We start from the raw sequence: 17,114 nt of genomic DNA on the forward strand, positions 1-17,114 counted from the left end.
ATGAAAAAGCCTCTCACCAAAAATGGGAAAAAAGCCGTTGCAGCAATTGTTATTTTGATTCTGGCTTTTATTTACTACTATGTAGAACTGCCGGCAATCAATATTCATTCTGTTGGCTTCTGGGAATTTCTAATTCTTGCCGCAGTGGTAATTGTATTTATTTTGACCGTCTTACCAAAACTCAAAAATTCGAGCAAAGCAAATCCTCCTGACCTTAACCCCAAACACGATAAGCGTTTAAAAAAAGGACTTCTTTGCATCGGCTTTTTAGTTGTGGTATTTCTCTTAGGCGGGTTACTCTCTTCTCCGATTGTTAACGCCTCCAAATATCAACAGCTGCTTACCGTACAAAACCGGGAATTTACCGATGATATTAAACAAATCTCCTATGACGAAATTCCACTGTTGGACAGCGACTCGGCTGCCCTTTTGGGAAACCGAAAAATGGGAAGCATGGTAGATATGGTTTCTCAGTTTGAGGTCAGTAGCACCTATACGCAAATTAACTATCACAATTCTCCTGTACGAGTGGCTCCACTCCAATATGCAGATCCGATTAAATGGCTGACAAATCAATCCAATGGCATCCCAGCTTATATTTTAATCGATATGGCAACACAGGACACCGAACTTGTTAAACTGGATCAGCCAATCAAATATTCGGAATCAGAATATTTTAACCGCAATATTTATCGCCATCTGCGGTTCCGTTATCCTACTTATATTTTTGACAATATCAATTTTGAGCTCGATGAAAATGGGACTCCTTGGTGGGTTTGCCCCGTAAAAGGGTTTAGCATCGGACTATTCGGTGGGCAGACCGTCGATCGCGTTGTTCTCTGTAATGCACAAACCGGTGAATGTCAGGATATGTCTGTAGGTGATGTTCCACAATGGGTTGACCGCGTCTACTCCTCTTCCCTTTTAGTCTCTTACTACAATTATTACGGAACCCTAAAGCATGGCTTTCTCAACTCGGTTTTTGGTCAGAAAGATTGTCTGAAAACCACCGACGGCTATAATTATCTTGCGCTTGACGATGATGTATGGCTTTATACCGGAGTTACTTCCGTTACAGGCGACCAAAGTATCGTTGGATTCGTTTTGATGAATCAGCGCACAGGAGAAACCCATTTCTATAGTGTACAGGGGGCTGTCGAAAGTTCCGCTATGAGCAGCGCTGAGGGCCAAGTACAGAACCTGGGATACAAAGCGACCTTCCCGCTTCTACTCAACACTGCTGACCAGCCGACCTACTTTATTGCGCTAAAAGATAATTCCGGATTGGTTAAAAAATATGCTATGGTCAATGTTCAAAAATATCAGATTGTCGCAATCGGTGACACAGTTGCGGAATGTGAAAAGAAATATGTTTCCCTAATGGCTCAGAATGGAATCTCTGGAGGAACCGTTAACACCACTGCAAATGATAAAAAAATTACCGGTGCAATCCGCAAAATGGCCCAGAGTGTATTGGACGGCAACAGCCATTATTACCTGCTTCTAGACAGCAGCTCGTCCCTTTTCGATGTTCCAGTCTCTCAAGATCTTGACGTTCTGCGCTATTCTGAGGGAGATCGAATTACACTGACTTATACGCCCCCAGCAGATGGCAGTGCAGATGGTGTCTGTACCGTCACAGGAATTGTAAAAGACTCTGCTGGATCTTCTAATTCATCATCTACCGCAACATCTTCCACTGCTTCAGCCACAGAATCCACCTCAAGTACTACAACAAAATAGTATTAGAGATAAAATAAAGCACCGGCCTTAAAAATATTGAGGCCGGTGCTTTTTATATATTCTTTTTTGGGGGTAATTGATCAAGTTCCTAAGATGTACTTTAAAGTAAATAAACAAATTGCAGCAAAACAAAAGTAGCAGATCCTTCTAAAATGATAAGGAACCTGCTACTTTTTAAAGTCATAAAAGTAAGAAAAATCAGCTTGAACTTTTTTGGACAGCTTGCTGATAGATTTTATAATTGTCGTTCCAGAAGGAATAATCTGAGCCACTGCGGTGATCTGTTAAAGAATAATTTTGTTTGAGATATTCTCCAAGGTATTTTGTCACTTTAGCAGCACCAGCTATATTAATATGATAACCGGCATCCATTGTATCTGTTTCCCAGCTAAATCCCATACTGTCGAGGTCGGTATTGAGATCTAAAAACGGAATCCCTCTGGATTCTGCATACGCTTTTGCTGCATCATGCCTTGCACCGGTCCATGTAATCGCCGCTGGAACATCAATCAGAACAAATGCAGCCCCATTCTCCTGACAAAGTTTTTGCATCTGATCCATGGCATATTGAGAAGCCCATGGAATACTGACAAAGTTTGATTTTTTCTTCATATTATTTTGACCTGTATAAGCCTTTATTTTATTATGAAGATGCTGCCCTCCAATTTTAACGGAACCTTTTTGATTGGTATAATTTACCTCTCGAAAAGCACTGGAAAGATCCAATGTTTTCCACCGATTATGATAGCTAAAAATGGGAAATTCATAAGAAAACATATCTGAAAAAGTATTCCCAATCGTATTTTTTCCCTCAAAGATTTCGTCTAAATCGAGAAGCACTACTTTTGGCTTATGACGAGTCAAAATTTCTCTGAGCATATTTAAGCCCTGAGTTGCACGCTGTTCCGGCTCCCCGCTGTCATAAGAAGTAAACCCATAATTATTCCAAAGTTCCATTGGAGAAAAACCGCAATAAGAATCACTGTTTCCAATTACAAAAACATCAATAGAGTTTCGTGGATAAGAATAAAATCCTCGTCCATCCGGATAGTACATACCGGCTTCTGCTGTATTATCTCGCGGCGTTACAAGAAATGACAACCCTTTTAACGCACCGAAAAGGATTCCTAAGGTCAGAATGACGCAGCAGCATCTTTTTAAAATTGTCTTACTTTTTATCTGCATAGACTGGTCCCACCTACTCCTATTCGTTTAAAAATTACCATAAATCGGGTTGATTGCAACATAACCATAACCGTAAGCACCAAACATAATAATCACAAACAGCATCGCCATGCTGAGTCCCCAGCGCAAAAACGAATTTCTTTGTGCGAGTTCATCACGCAGGTGATGCCCTTTCGTATGCAGCCGACCAACAATCCACAAGAGAAGTGTACCGACCGCTAAAATGATCAGATCTTTATAGTCTAATCCCAAACTTAAAAGAGAGCCATCCGTTAAGACAGAAGGATTAAACCCACTAAACATCGAAACAAACATCTGTTTAAAAGAGCTTATTGTATTTGCCCGGAAAAGCAGCATTCCAACATTGACTAAAAAGAAAGTACGCACCACTTGGAACACCTGAAAACCTTTTCCTTTTCGATCAATTTTCGTAGCTTCAAAGAAGTGGCGAAACACCGGCTCAAAAAGAAGTCCTAAAATTGTGATCACATAATAATACATCCCATAAAGGATATATTTTACTCCAGCACCATGCCAGAATCCATTTGTAAACCAAACGCAGAACAGTGAAATAAGCGCTGGAACCAAACCAGCAAAAAATGTATTCAAATGTTTACGTGTAAATTTTCCAAGAGAAAAAATCGGTTTGGAAATAGAAACCGGATAAAAAACATAATCCCGCAGCCATGTGCCCAACGTAATATGCCAACGCCGCCAGAACTGATTGACCGTATGAGAGCTAAACGGACGATCAAAGTTCTTTGAAAGGGAAACGCCGAACAGCTGAGCACTTCCCGCAACGATATCAATGGACCCCGCAAAATCCGTATAAATCTGCAGGGTATAAATCAGCATCGTCAGGATCACCGTGATCCCGGAATAATTTGCAAAACTGCCGCAGACTTTTCCAACCAAAATATCTGCGCGGTCTGCAATCACGACCTTTTGGAAAAGTCCCCACAAAATCAGCTGAATTCCACTGATCGTCCTCTGCCAATCAAAAGCATGTCCTTCATAAAGCTGGTCTGCCAAAAGATCAAAACGTCCAATTGGCCCCTCAACAATCTGTGGGAAAAAGACCAGAAAAAGTGCTACTTTTCCAAAATTCCGATCCGCGGTATATTTCCCATGATAGACATCCATCACATAACTGATTGCCTGCAGCGTATAGAAAGAAATTCCTAAAGGCTGAATCTGACGACTGACCGTAGGAAAAATCTTTGGGAGTCCTATGGAAACCAACAGGCCATCCATCGCTCCGCCGAGAAAATTATAATATTTAAGTACCAGTAAAATTAAAATATTAACTAAAACGGTCAGCAGCACAATCCTGCGCTTTTTTTTATCTATTTTTTGACGAAAAGCCTTCTTTTCCTCTTTGGGAAGTGTTTTTCGAACGGCCGCTCCATTTTTCGCAACCTTATCCAAAGAAAGGGCACAAAAGTAAATTGAAACAGTTGTAATCAGTAAAAAGATCACCAAAAAGCCGCTGCCCATCAGATAAAATCCATAGCTTGCCGCTAAAAGGACAATCCATTTATATCTTTTGGGAACAATTGTATAAAGAAGAAAAATAGGCACTAAAAATACAACCAGATAAGCTAGTGAATTATATGCCATAAGAACAATTTCTCCTCTTTATTCGTCTTGTAAACGTTTTACCATATCATAAATAGTTTGCGCAGAGAAAAAGTTTTTAGGAACAATATCAAGAAGCGTTATCTCAATATCAAATTCATCTTTCAGTTCATTCACAAGCGTAATGATAGTCAAAGAATCAAGGATGCCTCTTTTAACAAGATCAGTCTCTTTCGTAAAATCGACGCCTGGTTTTAAGGTGTTTAAAATTTGCAGTAATTCGTCCATAATGAACCTACTCCTTCTGATAAAATATCATATTATCTGATTCTTAAAAATCAGTTTTTAACATTTTGTTTGCTCCTGATAGTCTTTCAAAAGCTTTTTGCGGTCAATTTTTCCATTTTGGTTATAAGGAAAACTTCTTAGACGACAAAGCCGTCCCGGCAACATATAAGGTGGAAGCCGGCGCTTTAATTGTTTCATCAGGTCTTCGTCTGAAATCTTTTTTCCCTGATAAAACAGGATGATTTGATCGCTTCCCATATCATAACAGACTGCACAGGAAGAAATCTCCGTCACTGCAGAAGCAGCAGCTTCCACTTCTCCCAGTTCAATCCGGTAACCCATATGCTTAATCTGAAAATCCTTTCGTCCGGCATATTCAAGCTCTCCATAAGAATTATACAGAACAAGATCTCCTGTTTTATAAACAGGTTCCGGATAATAGGGATTCAGCGGATTTTGTACAAAAGCATCTGCTGTCTTTTCCGATTCTGCATAATATCCAGGTGCAACAAAAGAGCCTCGTACAAAAAGTTCTCCTTTTTCTCCGGGCTCAACCAGATGATTATTCTCGTCCAAAACAAATACGTCGCAGTTATTGCAGGCATGTCCGATCGGAAGAGATTCCCCATCTGCAAACTCCCGGTTCACTACATAGTAAGTGCAGATATCGGTAGTCTCGGTTGGTCCGAAGAGATTTGCAAAAGTACAGTCCGGCAAATGTCCCATCCAATAATTAAGCTGCCTTGTCGGCATTGTCTCTCCCGCAAAAAGCACTCTCTTTAAAAACTGCGGCTTTTCGTAATCAAATGCTTTCCAGTTTGCAAGCAGGCAAAGCGCAGAAGGCACCCAATAAATAGTATTCACTTTTTTGGCATTGAGTTGTTGCAGCAACTGCAATGGAAATGAAAACGTCTGCTTTTGAATAATATGCAGGGTACCCCCCACACAAAGTGTGCTATAAACATCCGAAACAGACATGCTAAAATAAAAGGGCGTTTGACTGCCAAAGACAACGGAATCATCAATGGAAAACGCCGAAACATACCAGTTAATATAAGAAATTACATTCCGGTGGCAAACAACAACTCCTTTTGGCATCCCAGTAGATCCGGATGTAAAAAGCGCATAAAGCGGATCCGCATCTACCATATTCTCACGGATCTCTAAAAGCAGTTTCTCATTAATTGGCTCCTGCACTGCATTTTCAAAAACTACGGTTTTCCCAGGCAGAAGTTCATCTGCTTTTTCTTTTAAAGTATCTACCGTAAGAATTGCAAACGGCGAAATTTTTTCAAGGATTGCGGTCATTCGTTTCTGCGGCATTTCAGTATCCAACACTACATAAAAGTTTCCGCTGTAAGCAACTCCCATCATCGCAATCAAAGTTTCTACGCTGCGGGGAATCAGTAACGCCACGGCATGATTTTTCTGACCAAACTTCCCCAAAAAACTTCCGAGTGCTTTGGCCTGCTCCAAAAGTTGCTGATAGGTCACTTCCTGCTGATCATCAGAAAACGCTGTTTTTTCCGAAAAATTTTCTTCTGATTTTTCAATCCATTCCAATATATTTTTCATAATTAAAAATCCTTACTTTTATCAATCGCCTTTTTGCAGAATTAACTGCATAAAAGGACAATGCCTTCATAAAAATACATTCTTTTTTATTATAACCATGTCATAAAGAGAACACAAGGGATAATTCCTTCTGAGTGGCATTTAATTCCATAAACCAAGCATTATTTTTCAGATTTTTTCTTTCTTTTGATAAAAAATAAGTGTATTCCCCAAAGAATCCTTTTATTTTATAATCTGTAATTTTATACAATTTTAATCTGCTCTAGAAATTCCAAGAAATTTTGACGATCTTCGTTAGAAAAATATTCTAGGGAAACGGGAAGATATTCTTTAGAAAAAATGAGAAAAATGAACTGCGAAGTTCCAAAAAGATTTTGCAAGTCGCCCCAAAAAAAGTAATCGTTTATTCCCTCTGCCAATACTGAAAGATGATCCTCACAAAACTGATAATGAATTCTGTTTTGTGACGCAGGCATTCGTTCAAAATAAACTTTTTCTTGAAAATTTTCCTGACGAAAGGCAACTACAAAACTAACGATACTTAAAATAACAGCCAAAATAGCAATCATCATTTGTTCCGGCTGCACTGCGCAAATAATGGCAATAATCAGAAACGCAAATGCGCCCCCCAGCAGACTGTTTTTCATTCTGCGCTGCAGTCTTCTTCCTCCGGGCAATTTTTCCCAAAGGAATTTGGCGAATTCTACCATCTGATTGTCGTCAAATTCTGTTATATTTTTAAATAACACTGTTTTGTCCATCGATTGGCTCCTTAAGGCAGAGTATTTTAATTGTGGCATAAAAAGGTGTTTTATGTCACAATTTTATAAAAAGCATATTTTTTATTTGTAAATTTGTATTCCTTTACCTTTAAAGTTTACATAGAACAGCTTTAAAAGTCAAGAATTGTTACGTTTCTTTTAAAACTGACTATTTGGATTTACGCTTTATAGTGTTAATCTTCACATCATTTTGGTCTTCTAAAAATGAAGCTCATTCTGCAGTATAAAAAAGATCTCCGCGCATTGCCTTTTAAGCAATATGCGGAGATCTTTTAATTTAATGGTAAAAAATTACTTGCGAGGATTCTTAATCGCAGCCTGTGCCGCAGCCAGACGTGCAACCGGCACACGGAACGGTGAACAGGAAACATAATTAAGACCAACATCATGGCAGAACTCAACAGAAGTTGGATCTCCACCATGTTCGCCGCAAATTCCGAGATGGATATCCGGGCGGGTCTTGCGGCCCAGCTCAACAGCCATCTTCACCAACTTGCCAACACCCTTTTGATCCAGATGTGCAAACGGATCCAATTCATAGATCTTATTCTCATAATAAGAATCCAGGAACTTACCAGCATCATCACGGCTAAAGCCGAAGGTCATCTGTGTAAGGTCGTTTGTACCAAAGCTGAAGAACTCTGCTTCCTTCGCGATTTCATCTGCAGTCAAAGCAGCACGCGGAATTTCGATCATGGTACCAACCTGATACTTCATATCCATGCCGGATTCTTTGATCAGCTGATCCGCGGTCTCGACAACAATATCTTTTACGAATTTGAGTTCCTTGACTTCGCCGACCAGCGGAATCATAATACGGGGCTCAACCTTAAATTTATTGCGCTTTGTAACAGCGATAGCAGCATTAATAACAGCGGTGGTCTGCATTTTTGCAATTTCCGGATAGGTAACGCACAGACGGCATCCACGGTGACCCATCATCGGGTTGAATTCATGCAGGCTTGCAATTACATTCTTCAAACGAGCAACAGTAATTCCGAGCTCGTCCGCAATCTCTTTAATGTCCTCTTCCTTCGTAGGCAGGAACTCATGAAGTGGGGGATCGAGGTAACGGATAATAACCGGACGGCCTTCCATTGCTTCATACAGGCCTTCAAAATCGCCCTGCTGGAACGGCATAATCTTTGCGAGTGCTTTTTCACGCTCTTCGGTTGTCTCTGCAACGATCATCTCGCGCATTGCCTTAATACGGGTCTCTTCGAAGAACATATGCTCTGTACGGCAAAGGCCAATTCCCTCTGCACCAAACTTACGGCCCTGTTTTGCATCACGGGGAGTATCAGCGTTGGTGTAAACTTCGAGCTGACGGTACTTATCGGCCCATTCCATAAAGCGGCCAAAGTTTCCGCTAATGGTAGCCGGAGCACTCGGAATCGCCTCTCCATAGATATTGCCGGTGGTGCCGTCAAGAGAAATATAATCTCCCTCTTTAATGGTCTTACCGCCGAGGGTAAAGGTCTTTGCATCATAGTCAACAACGATCTCACCACAGCCGGAAACACAGCAGGTTCCCATGCCACGTGCAACAACAGCTGCGTGGCTGGTCATGCCGCCGCGGACAGTCAGGATACCTTCTGCACTCTGCATGCCTTCGATGTCTTCCGGAGAAGTCTCACGGCGAACCAGGACTACCTTCTCGCCGTTCTTTGCCCACTCTTTTGCGTCTTCAGCAGAGAAAACGACACGGCCGCAGGCAGCGCCCGGAGATGCAGCCAATCCTTTGCCAAGTGCCTTTGCCTTTTTAAGTGCTTCAGCGTCAAACTGCGGATGAAGCAAAGCATCAAGCTGCTTCGGCTCAACACGGAGAACTGCTTCTTTCTCGTCGATCATGCCCTCGTCCACAAGGTCAACAGCAACTTTCAGAGCTGCGTTTGCGGTACGTTTTCCGTTACGAGTCTGCAGCATGTAGAGCTTGCCATTTTCAATGGTGAACTCCATATCCTGCATATCGGTATAATGTTTTTCGAGACGGTCTGCAATCGAAGCAAACTGCTTGTATACTTCAGGCATATCCTGCTTGAGCTGTGCAATCGGAGAAGGTGTACGAACACCAGCGACAACATCTTCGCCCTGTGCATTGATGAGATATTCGCCGAACAGTGCTTTCTCACCGGTTGCCGGGTTACGAGTAAATGCAACGCCTGTGCCGGAACGATCGCCAGAGTTACCAAAGACCATTGCCTGTACACTAACAGCAGTGCCCCAGTCATAAGGAATCTCGTTTAAGCGGCGATAAACATTTGCACGGGGGTTGTCCCAGGAACGGAAAACAGCCTTGACTGCTTCCATCAGCTGAACCTTCGGGTCAGATGGGAAATCCTCGCCCTTTTTCTCTTTATAGAAAGCTTTAAAGCGAACAACCAAATCTTTCAAATCATCAGCAGAAAGCTCGGTATCCATCTTAACGCCTTTTTCTGCCTTCTTCTGATCGATAATCTTCTCAAACTCAGGCTTCGGCAGCTCCATAACAACATCCGAGAACATCTGGATGAAACGGCGATAAGAATCATAAGCAAAGCGCTCATTGTTCGTGAACTTTGCAAGACCTTTGACCACAACGTCATTGAGGCCCAAATTCAGAATTGTATCCATCATGCCAGGCATGGAAGCGCGGGCACCGGAACGAACGGAAACCAAAAGCGGATTTTCCGGATCTGCAAATTTCTTACCGCAGATTTTTTCCATCTTTACAAGATACTCATCAATTTCCGCCTTGATCTCATCATTGATCTGGCGGCCATCATTGTAATACTGGGTACAGGCTTCTGTAGAGATTGTAAATCCCTGGGGAACCGGCATTCCTGCATTGGTCATTTCGGCAAGGTTTGCGCCTTTGCCGCCCAGGAGTTCTCTCATGTCCTTGTTGCCCTCTGAGAACAGATAGACATACTTGTGACTCATAGATAATCCTCCTACACTTTTAATATCAGTTTGCTGAAGTAAACTCAAATCCACAAAGTGGCAGATTTCGCCCACTTCGTTATTATTATAGCAACTTCCTGCCATGATTTCCACAGAAATTTTTGAAAATGCAAAGGTTTTCGAAGAAAATCGAAAGAAAAATGGCGCTTCCTACGAAAAAACAGATTCTTATCACTTCTCCCTTGAAATTTTATAGTAAAACACCTATACTAATAATATATTTTCTGATATTTATTTCACACAAAATAGACTTTTTACGAATTTTTCTTTTTTGTGCGGAATGATAGAAAAAGGGTTTTTCCCCTTTTGGCAACCTTATTATAGGACAAGCTGCCATGAAAAAAATCGGGAAAAAGAGGAGCCCACAAAACTGAATCATTTTACAGGGGGATATGACATGAATTTTCACGGCAAGGAAATCAAGATTTTCGCTGCCAACGCCAGTAAAAGCGTAGCAAAACAGATCAGCGAATGTCTGGGACTGCCCATGGGTAAGAGTGAAGTAACCACTTTCAGCGACGGAGAGATCTCCGTTTCTCTTCAGGAATCCGTACGCGGATCTGATTGCTTTATCGTTCAATCGACCTGCGCGCCGGTCAACAACAACCTGATGGAACTGCTTATCATGATTGATGCGATGAAGCGTGCCAGCGCTGCCCGAATCACTGCAGTGATTCCTTACTTTGGCTATGCCCGTCAGGACCGCAAGGCAAAAGCACGCGATCCGATCAGTGCAAAGCTTTGTGCCGATCTGATCACCACAGCCGGTGCGGACCGCGTCCTCACAATGGACCTTCACGCCGCACAGATTCAAGGCTTTTTCAACATTCCCGTTGACCATCTGCGCGGAGTTCCGCTTTTGGCATCTTTCCTCAAAGAGCGTGTCGCAGACCATGTTGACGATTATGTGGTAGTTTCCCCCGACCTCGGCAGCGTTACTCGCGCCCGTGACTTTGCAACCCGTGTTGGCACGCCGCTTGCCATTGTAGATAAGCGCCGCCAAAAAGCCAATGTCTGCGAAGTTATGAACATCATCGGTTCCGTTCAGGGTAAAAAAGTCATCCTGGTCGACGATATGATCGATACTGCCGGTACCCTCTGCAATGCTGCAAAAGCAATTATGGAGCATGGTGCACTTTCCGTTACCGCCTGTGCAACTCATGGTGTTCTTTCCGGCCCCGCAATTCAGAGAATCCAGGATTCGGTCATTGACGAAGTTGTCCTTTTGGATACAGTTCCGCTGCCTCCTGAAAAGAAGCTGGACAAAATTACACTTTTGCCGACCGCTCCGACTTTTGCAGAAGCAATCGAGCGCATCTATGAAGATAAACCGGTTTCCCCTATGTTTATCTGAAATCCGGCTTGTTAAAATTCAAAATAGAGAAGGGACTGCTGGCCTCCCGGGCGGCGGCCCCTTCTTTTCATCTTTTTAAAGGAGGATTTTCCCCGATGTTTTTTCAAAAATCTCCGGAAGCTATTGGTTCCATTGAATATCTTCTGGTGGGGCTTGGCAATCCCGGCAAAGAGTATGAAGGGACACGCCATAACACCGGATTTATGGCAATTGACAAAATTGCTGATGACGCGGGTGTAAAACTTGACCGCCTAAAATTTAAGGGGCTTTGTACGTCTGCAACATTCGGCGGTAAAAAAGTGCTTCTTCTAAAGCCTTCCACTTTTATGAATCTTTCCGGTCAAAGTGTCACCGAAGCCATGCGCTTTTATAAGCTCCCTCCCGAAAAAGTGATTGTGCTTTTTGATGATATTTCTCTCCCCTGCGGGCATCTTCGAATTCGGCGCAAGGGCAGCGACGGCGGACACAACGGCATGAAAAACATTTTGTATCTCTCCGGCAGTGATCAATTTCCACGCATTAAAATCGGCGTAGGGAAAAAGCCGAATCCGCAGTGGGATTTAGCAGACTGGGTCCTTAGCCACTTTTCAACAGACGAAATGAAACTGATGGACGAAAGCACCAAAAACGCTGCGGCCGCAGCTGCTCTTATGGTAAATGACAAAATTGACGAAGCGATGAATCGCTATAACGGATGAACGGGCTTTATCTGCATGTGCCCTTTTGCGTTCAAAAATGCCCTTACTGCGATTTCTTTTCTCTGCGGGCAACAGAAGAGCAGATGGAATCCTATACGGATTTTTTGATTTTCACTATGAAAAAATGGAAAAAAGAGCACCCGGATTTTTTCTGCGACACGCTTTATTTTGGAGGCGGAACCCCCAGCCTTTTAGGGGCTGAGCGGCTCTGCCGTCTAACAAATACTGCCCGAACCGAATTTGGTCTTACCGATGCTGAAATCACGGTGGAAGTTAATCCCGGAGAAATTCCGCCCGATTTTTTCCCACCTCTTTTTGAGGCAGGTGTCAACCGTATTTCATTAGGGCTTCAGTCCGCAAATTCTAAAGAACTTTCTTTTCTCGGGCGCCGACACACGCCTCAACAGGCTGCTTCCGCCATGGCAGAAGCACGACGCGCCGGAATTCAAAATATTTCTCTTGATTTGATTTTGGCATTTCCGGGACAGACCGACGATTCTTTAAAAGAAAGCATTCGATTCTGCCAAGAAAATGGTGCTTCTCACGTTTCCGCCTATCTTTTGCAAATCGAACCGGGCACGTTGTTTTTTAAAAATCGAAACAGTTTAAATCTTCCCGGAGAAGAAGAAAACTGTGAACGATATCTTCTTGCCTGCCAAGAATTAAAAAATGCAGGTTTTTCCCAATATGAAATTTCGAATTTTGCAAAGCCGGGCTATGAAAGCCGCCACAATTTAAAATACTGGAATCAGGAAGAATATCTTGGGCTTGGTCCTTCTGCTTCTTCCTATTATAATAGAAAACGATTTTACTGGCCGCGTTCTCTGCGGGGATTTCTGATGGGAGAACCACCTATAGAAGAAACCGATCGTGTAATCCCTGCCGGCAGTTTTTCGGAATATGCACTTTTGCGTCTGCGCCTCTGCAAAGGACTAACTGAAAAAGATTGTCTGAGCCGCTTTTCTCATGGAATCCCAAGCTCTCTGCGTGAAGCAGCGATTCCTTACCAAAAAGCCGGGCTTTTAACGCAGTCACCTGAATCACTTTCACTGACGCCGCGGGGGTTTTTGGTTTCAAATTCTTTGATCGAAACCTTGCTGGAAGCATTATAAATCTTAAAATAACTTTTCTAAAAAGGGACTGGCAATTTTTTTGCCGGCCCCTTTTTCTAGTTTTTTGTAAAAATTTTTGACAATTCATAATCTCTTTACAAATACCCTATTGACACTGGGGCAAAGTAATGGTACATTTATAAATGTAGTTAGCACTCGATCTTATAGAGTGCTAACTCGTCAAAAGAGGTGATCTTCATGGAACTCAGCCCACGCAAGCAAAAAATTTTAACAGCGGTCATTGAACTTTATACTGAAACCGGTGAACCGGTCGGAAGCAAAGTGCTGTGTGAGATGCTTGAGTTTCCGGTTTCCTCTGCCACTGTGCGCAACGAGATGAGTGAGCTTTCCGCAATGGGTCTTTTGGAACAGCCACACACTTCCGCCGGAAGGGTTCCCAGTGAATCCGGATATCGTTTTTATCTGGACTCTTTAATTGAACCGGAATCCACCACTCCGGATGAGCGGCATTTTATTGATGCTTTGCTTCTCCCCAGCGCCTATGACCCGGAAAAACTTTTGGACGGTGTTTCACGAGCACTTTCTGGAATGACCCGTTTAGCGGCAATTTCCATTACCCCCAGCGGACGGGATGCAGTTGTTCGGGCAGTTCAGTTTGTTCAGACAAGCCGTCGCACCTCAATGGTCATTTTGATGACCAGCAACGGTACCATGCACACACGGGTTTTTCATTGTGAGTTTGATCTTTCCCCTGAAATTTTGCGGGTATTTTTTCGAGTTTTTAATGAAAAGCTTGTAAACATGCCAATTCGCAAAATTACGCCTGCTTTTATCCAATCTTTGGCGGCTTCCATGGGGAATGTCGGTATGCTGATGAGCAGTGCATTGATGGCATTGTTAGAAGTAGCCCGCGAAGCAATGGGAGCTGACGTTCGCATGGATGGAGAAACGAATCTGCTCTATTATCCCGAGGTTGGAGAAGGGGATCTTCGCCGAGTGATGGGATTTTTAGCGCGGCAAGACGAAGTTTACCGCCTGCTGATTGAACCCGGTGACCGGGTTTTGATTGGAAAAGAGATCGGGGTTCCGGCACTTGACAGCATGGCGCTAATTATTTCCCACTATGCAATCAATGGAACGCCTGCCGGAGCAATCGCACTTTTAGGGCCCATGCGTATGAATTACAAGCGCCTTCTCGGGAGTCTTTCGTACCTTTCCGACAGTGTAGGACGAATGCTCACGGAATTAATGAAATTACAATGACTTTAGAGTCAAAAAGATAGGGGGCATCATCTTGAATAAAAAAGAAGACAACCAAGAGAAGCAAAAAGAGAAGCCACAGGAAGAAAAAGCTGAAAAAACTAAGGTGGAAGAAAAGGAACCTGCTGAGTCAAAGCCCGAAGAAAAAGTGGAAAATCCACAGGAGGATCCTGCAAAACTTTTGGAAAAAGCGCAGGCGGAGCTTAAAAAGCAAAAAGACATTCTGCTGCGCACGGCCGCAGAATACGATAACTATCGTAAACGCACCGAACGCGAGAAAGCAACGGCTTATGCCGATGCAACTGCGGCGACGGTTTTGGAATTTCTTCCGGTAGCCGATAACCTGACGCGAGCTCTCAGTCAGAAAGACTGTTCCATAGAAGACCTGCGCAAAGGGATTGAGATGGTTCAAAAGCAAATGGAATCCGCACTTAAAAAGCTTGGAGTTGAACCCATGGGCAAAAAAGGCGATCCATTTGATGCCGAATATCACAATGCCGTTTCTCACATTGAAAGTGACGATCTTGGAGAAAATGTCATTGCAGAAGTTTTTCAGCCCGGTTATAAACTGGGTGACCGTATTGTTCGTCACGCGATGGTTCAGGTTGCCAATTGATTTTGGAAACCCTAGTTTTTCTTTTGTCCTTCCGCATGGATTTCATGCAGATTTAAATAAAACATTTACACCGAAACATTGATTTGGAGGTAACAAATATGAGTAAAACAATTGGTATTGATTTAGGCACTACAAACTCCTGTGTTGCAGTTATTGAAGGCGGTGAGCCAGTCGTCATCGCAAATGCCGAAGGCGGACGTACAACCCCTTCCGTTGTCGGCTTTAAAAAAGACGGCGAGCGCATGGTCGGCGCAACCGCAAAACGTCAAGCTGTTGCGAATCCGGAGCGCACCGTTTCTTCTATTAAGCGCCACATGGGCACCGACTACAAAGTAAAAATTGATGATAAACAGTATACCCCTCAGGAAATCAGCGCAATGATTCTGCAAAAGCTGAAGGCTGATGCCGAAGCTTATCTTGGCCAGCCGGTCACCAGCGCAGTTATCACCGTTCCTGCATATTTTAGTGATGCACAGCGTCAGGCTACAAAAGATGCCGGCAAAATTGCAGGCCTCGATGTAAAACGTATCATCAACGAGCCAACCGCAGCAGCGCTTTCTTATGGCGTTGATAAAGGGCAGGAACAAAAGATCATGGTTTACGACCTCGGCGGCGGCACTTTTGATGTCTCTATCATCGAAATGGGTGACGGCGTTCAGGAAGTTCTCGCAACTGCTGGTGATACTCACCTCGGCGGCGATGACTTCGATAGCCGTGTCATTGATTGGATGCTCAAAGGCTTTAAAGCAGAAAACGGCATCGATCTCTCCAACGATAAGATGGCAATGCAGCGCTTAAAGGAAGCTGCTGAAAAAGCAAAGATTGATCTTTCCGGCATGACCACCACCCAGATCAACCTCCCCTTTATCACAGCAGATGCAAACGGCCCGAAACATTTGGATATGACGCTCACAAAAGCAAAATTTGATGAACTCACTTCCGATCTGGTCGAGCGCACCATGGGCCCTGTTAATCAGGCAATGAAGGACGCCGGACTTTCCTTCAACGATATTAATAAGATTTTGTTGGTCGGTGGTTCCACTCGTATGCCGGCTGTTCAGGAAGCTGTTAAAAAGGTGAGCGGCAAAGAGCCATTTAAGGGCATCAACCCCGATGAATGTGTTGCAATTGGCGCTGCTATTCAGGCCGGTGTTCTGGGCGGCGAAGTCGAAGGTCTGCTACTTTTGGATGTTACCCCGCTTTCTCTTGGCGTTGAAACCATGGGCGGCGTTATGACAAAGGTAATTGACCGCAACACAACGATCCCGACCAAAAAGAGTCAGATTTTCTCTACTGCTGCAGATGGTCAGACACAGGTTGAAGTCAATGTTCTGCAGGGCGAACGCGATTTTGCCCGCGACAACAAACAGCTTGGCCTCTTCAAACTGGATGGTATTGCTCCGGCTCCGCGTGGAATTCCTCAGATCGAAGTCGCCTTTGATATTGATGCCAACGGCATTGTAAATGTCTCCGCAAAAGATCTTGCGACCGGCAAGGAACAGCATATTACGATTTCTTCTTCCTCCAATATGAGCAAAGATGATATCAATAAGGCTGTAAAAGATGCTGAGAAATATGCAGAGGAAGACAAGAAGCACCGCGAGGTTGTCGATGCAAAGAACAATGCAGAGCAGATGGTCTATGCCGCTGAAAAGCTTATAAAAGACAGTGGCGACAAAATGGACAGCAATGATAAGACAGAACTTGAAAGCAAGATCGCCGCTCTGAAAGAATCTTCCAGCAAAGACGATACTGCAGATATGAAGACAAAATCTGACGAACTGCAGAAGGTGCTGTTCTCCATCAGCGAAAAGCTCTACAAAAATGCTGCTCCACAAGGTGGCGCTGCTGGTGCTGCCCCGCAAGGCGGCGCACAGCCAAATGCACCTCATCAGGATACAAACGGCAACACCGTTTATGATGCAGACTATAAAGATGTAGACGACAACAAAGACAAGAAATAATTTTGGAAGAGAAAGCACAGAACAATCGGATTCTCTGAAAAAATTTGTGTAACGC

General features: G+C 43.5%; 13 protein-coding genes. 7 read left to right on the forward strand and 6 right to left on the reverse strand.

Going from position 1 to position 17,114, the window contains the following annotated elements:
- Nucleotides 1-1,743: a CvpA family protein gene (locus OP489_RS11485; protein ID WP_266162120.1), complete on the forward strand. Its 1,743-nt coding sequence runs from the start codon at nucleotides 1-3 to the stop codon at nucleotides 1,741-1,743.
- A 198-nt stretch (nucleotides 1,744-1,941) separates the two neighbouring features.
- Here OP489_RS11485 and OP489_RS11490 read toward each other — a convergent pair whose 3' ends face one another.
- From OP489_RS11490 to ppdK, 6 genes are all read right to left on the reverse strand, one after another.
- Entirely contained in the window at nucleotides 1,942-2,928 is a 987-nt protein-coding gene (locus OP489_RS11490) for a hypothetical protein (RefSeq protein WP_266162121.1), read from the reverse strand.
- Between the two features lie 27 nt (nucleotides 2,929-2,955).
- Nucleotides 2,956-4,548 (reverse strand): MBOAT family O-acyltransferase, encoded by a 1,593-nt coding sequence (locus OP489_RS11495; RefSeq protein ID WP_266162122.1) that lies wholly within the window; start codon nucleotides 4,546-4,548, stop codon nucleotides 2,956-2,958.
- A gap of 18 nt (nucleotides 4,549-4,566) precedes the next feature.
- Nucleotides 4,567-4,794 (reverse strand): phosphopantetheine-binding protein, encoded by a 228-nt coding sequence (locus tag OP489_RS11500; protein ID WP_180341929.1) that lies wholly within the window; start codon nucleotides 4,792-4,794, stop codon nucleotides 4,567-4,569.
- A 57-nt stretch (nucleotides 4,795-4,851) separates the two neighbouring features.
- On the reverse strand, nucleotides 4,852-6,369 hold the full coding sequence (locus OP489_RS11505; protein WP_266162123.1) for an amino acid adenylation domain-containing protein: 1,518 nt from the start codon (nucleotides 6,367-6,369) through the stop codon (nucleotides 4,852-4,854).
- Between the two features lie 242 nt (nucleotides 6,370-6,611).
- Nucleotides 6,612-7,130, reverse strand: coding sequence for a hypothetical protein (locus OP489_RS11510; protein ID WP_266162124.1), 519 nt, complete (start codon nucleotides 7,128-7,130; stop codon nucleotides 6,612-6,614).
- A gap of 312 nt (nucleotides 7,131-7,442) precedes the next feature.
- Nucleotides 7,443-10,073, reverse strand: coding sequence for a pyruvate, phosphate dikinase (gene ppdK / locus OP489_RS11515; protein WP_266162125.1), 2,631 nt, complete (start codon nucleotides 10,071-10,073; stop codon nucleotides 7,443-7,445).
- Nucleotides 10,074-10,491: 418 nt separating this feature from the next.
- Between ppdK and OP489_RS11520 the strand changes: the two genes are divergently transcribed.
- The 6 genes from OP489_RS11520 (at nucleotide 10,492) to dnaK (ending at nucleotide 17,059) form a co-directional block, all read left to right on the forward strand.
- A complete protein-coding gene (locus tag OP489_RS11520) occupies nucleotides 10,492-11,448 on the forward strand; it encodes a ribose-phosphate pyrophosphokinase (RefSeq protein WP_266162126.1) in 957 nt (318 codons plus the stop codon).
- Between the two features lie 95 nt (nucleotides 11,449-11,543).
- On the forward strand, nucleotides 11,544-12,146 hold the full coding sequence (gene pth, locus OP489_RS11525; protein WP_266162128.1) for an aminoacyl-tRNA hydrolase: 603 nt from the start codon (nucleotides 11,544-11,546) through the stop codon (nucleotides 12,144-12,146).
- A complete protein-coding gene (gene hemW / locus OP489_RS11530) occupies nucleotides 12,143-13,258 on the forward strand; it encodes a radical SAM family heme chaperone HemW (protein WP_266162129.1) in 1,116 nt (371 codons plus the stop codon). Before pth ends, hemW begins: the two co-directional genes overlap by 4 nt.
- 198 nt (nucleotides 13,259-13,456) lie before the next feature.
- On the forward strand, nucleotides 13,457-14,482 hold the full coding sequence (gene hrcA, locus OP489_RS11535) for a heat-inducible transcriptional repressor HrcA (RefSeq protein WP_266162130.1): 1,026 nt from the start codon (nucleotides 13,457-13,459) through the stop codon (nucleotides 14,480-14,482).
- A 31-nt stretch (nucleotides 14,483-14,513) separates the two neighbouring features.
- Nucleotides 14,514-15,095 (forward strand): nucleotide exchange factor GrpE, encoded by a 582-nt coding sequence (grpE, locus tag OP489_RS11540; RefSeq protein ID WP_266162131.1) that lies wholly within the window; start codon nucleotides 14,514-14,516, stop codon nucleotides 15,093-15,095.
- Nucleotides 15,096-15,193: 98 nt separating this feature from the next.
- Nucleotides 15,194-17,059 carry a molecular chaperone DnaK gene (dnaK, locus tag OP489_RS11545; protein ID WP_266162132.1) on the forward strand — a complete coding sequence of 622 codons (1,866 nt, stop codon included), beginning with the start codon at nucleotides 15,194-15,196 and terminating at the stop codon, nucleotides 17,057-17,059.
- Nucleotides 17,060-17,114: the final 55 nt, after the last annotated feature.

Origin of the sequence: Caproicibacterium sp. BJN0003, from assembly GCF_026314295.1 — a bacterium.
Lineage (GTDB): Bacteria > Bacillota > Clostridia > Oscillospirales > Acutalibacteraceae > Caproicibacterium.

Coding starts and splice junctions, on each gene's coding strand:
- OP489_RS11505 (WP_266162123.1), bottom strand. CDS start 6,369: ATGAAAAATATATTGGAATGGATTGAAAAATCAGAAGAAAATTTTTCG.
- OP489_RS11500 (WP_180341929.1), bottom strand. CDS start 4,794: ATGGACGAATTACTGCAAATTTTAAACACCTTAAAACCAGGCGTCGAT.
- OP489_RS11495 (WP_266162122.1), bottom strand. CDS start 4,548: ATGGCATATAATTCACTAGCTTATCTGGTTGTATTTTTAGTGCCTATT.
- OP489_RS11510 (WP_266162124.1), bottom strand. CDS start 7,130: ATGGACAAAACAGTGTTATTTAAAAATATAACAGAATTTGACGACAAT.
- pth (WP_266162128.1), top strand. CDS start 11,544: ATGTTTTTTCAAAAATCTCCGGAAGCTATTGGTTCCATTGAATATCTT.
- hrcA (WP_266162130.1), top strand. CDS start 13,457: ATGGAACTCAGCCCACGCAAGCAAAAAATTTTAACAGCGGTCATTGAA.
- OP489_RS11490 (WP_266162121.1), bottom strand. CDS start 2,928: ATGCAGATAAAAAGTAAGACAATTTTAAAAAGATGCTGCTGCGTCATT.
- ppdK (WP_266162125.1), bottom strand. CDS start 10,073: ATGAGTCACAAGTATGTCTATCTGTTCTCAGAGGGCAACAAGGACATG.
- hemW (WP_266162129.1), top strand. CDS start 12,143: ATGAACGGGCTTTATCTGCATGTGCCCTTTTGCGTTCAAAAATGCCCT.
- OP489_RS11485 (WP_266162120.1), top strand. CDS start 1: ATGAAAAAGCCTCTCACCAAAAATGGGAAAAAAGCCGTTGCAGCAATT.
- dnaK (WP_266162132.1), top strand. CDS start 15,194: ATGAGTAAAACAATTGGTATTGATTTAGGCACTACAAACTCCTGTGTT.
- OP489_RS11520 (WP_266162126.1), top strand. CDS start 10,492: ATGAATTTTCACGGCAAGGAAATCAAGATTTTCGCTGCCAACGCCAGT.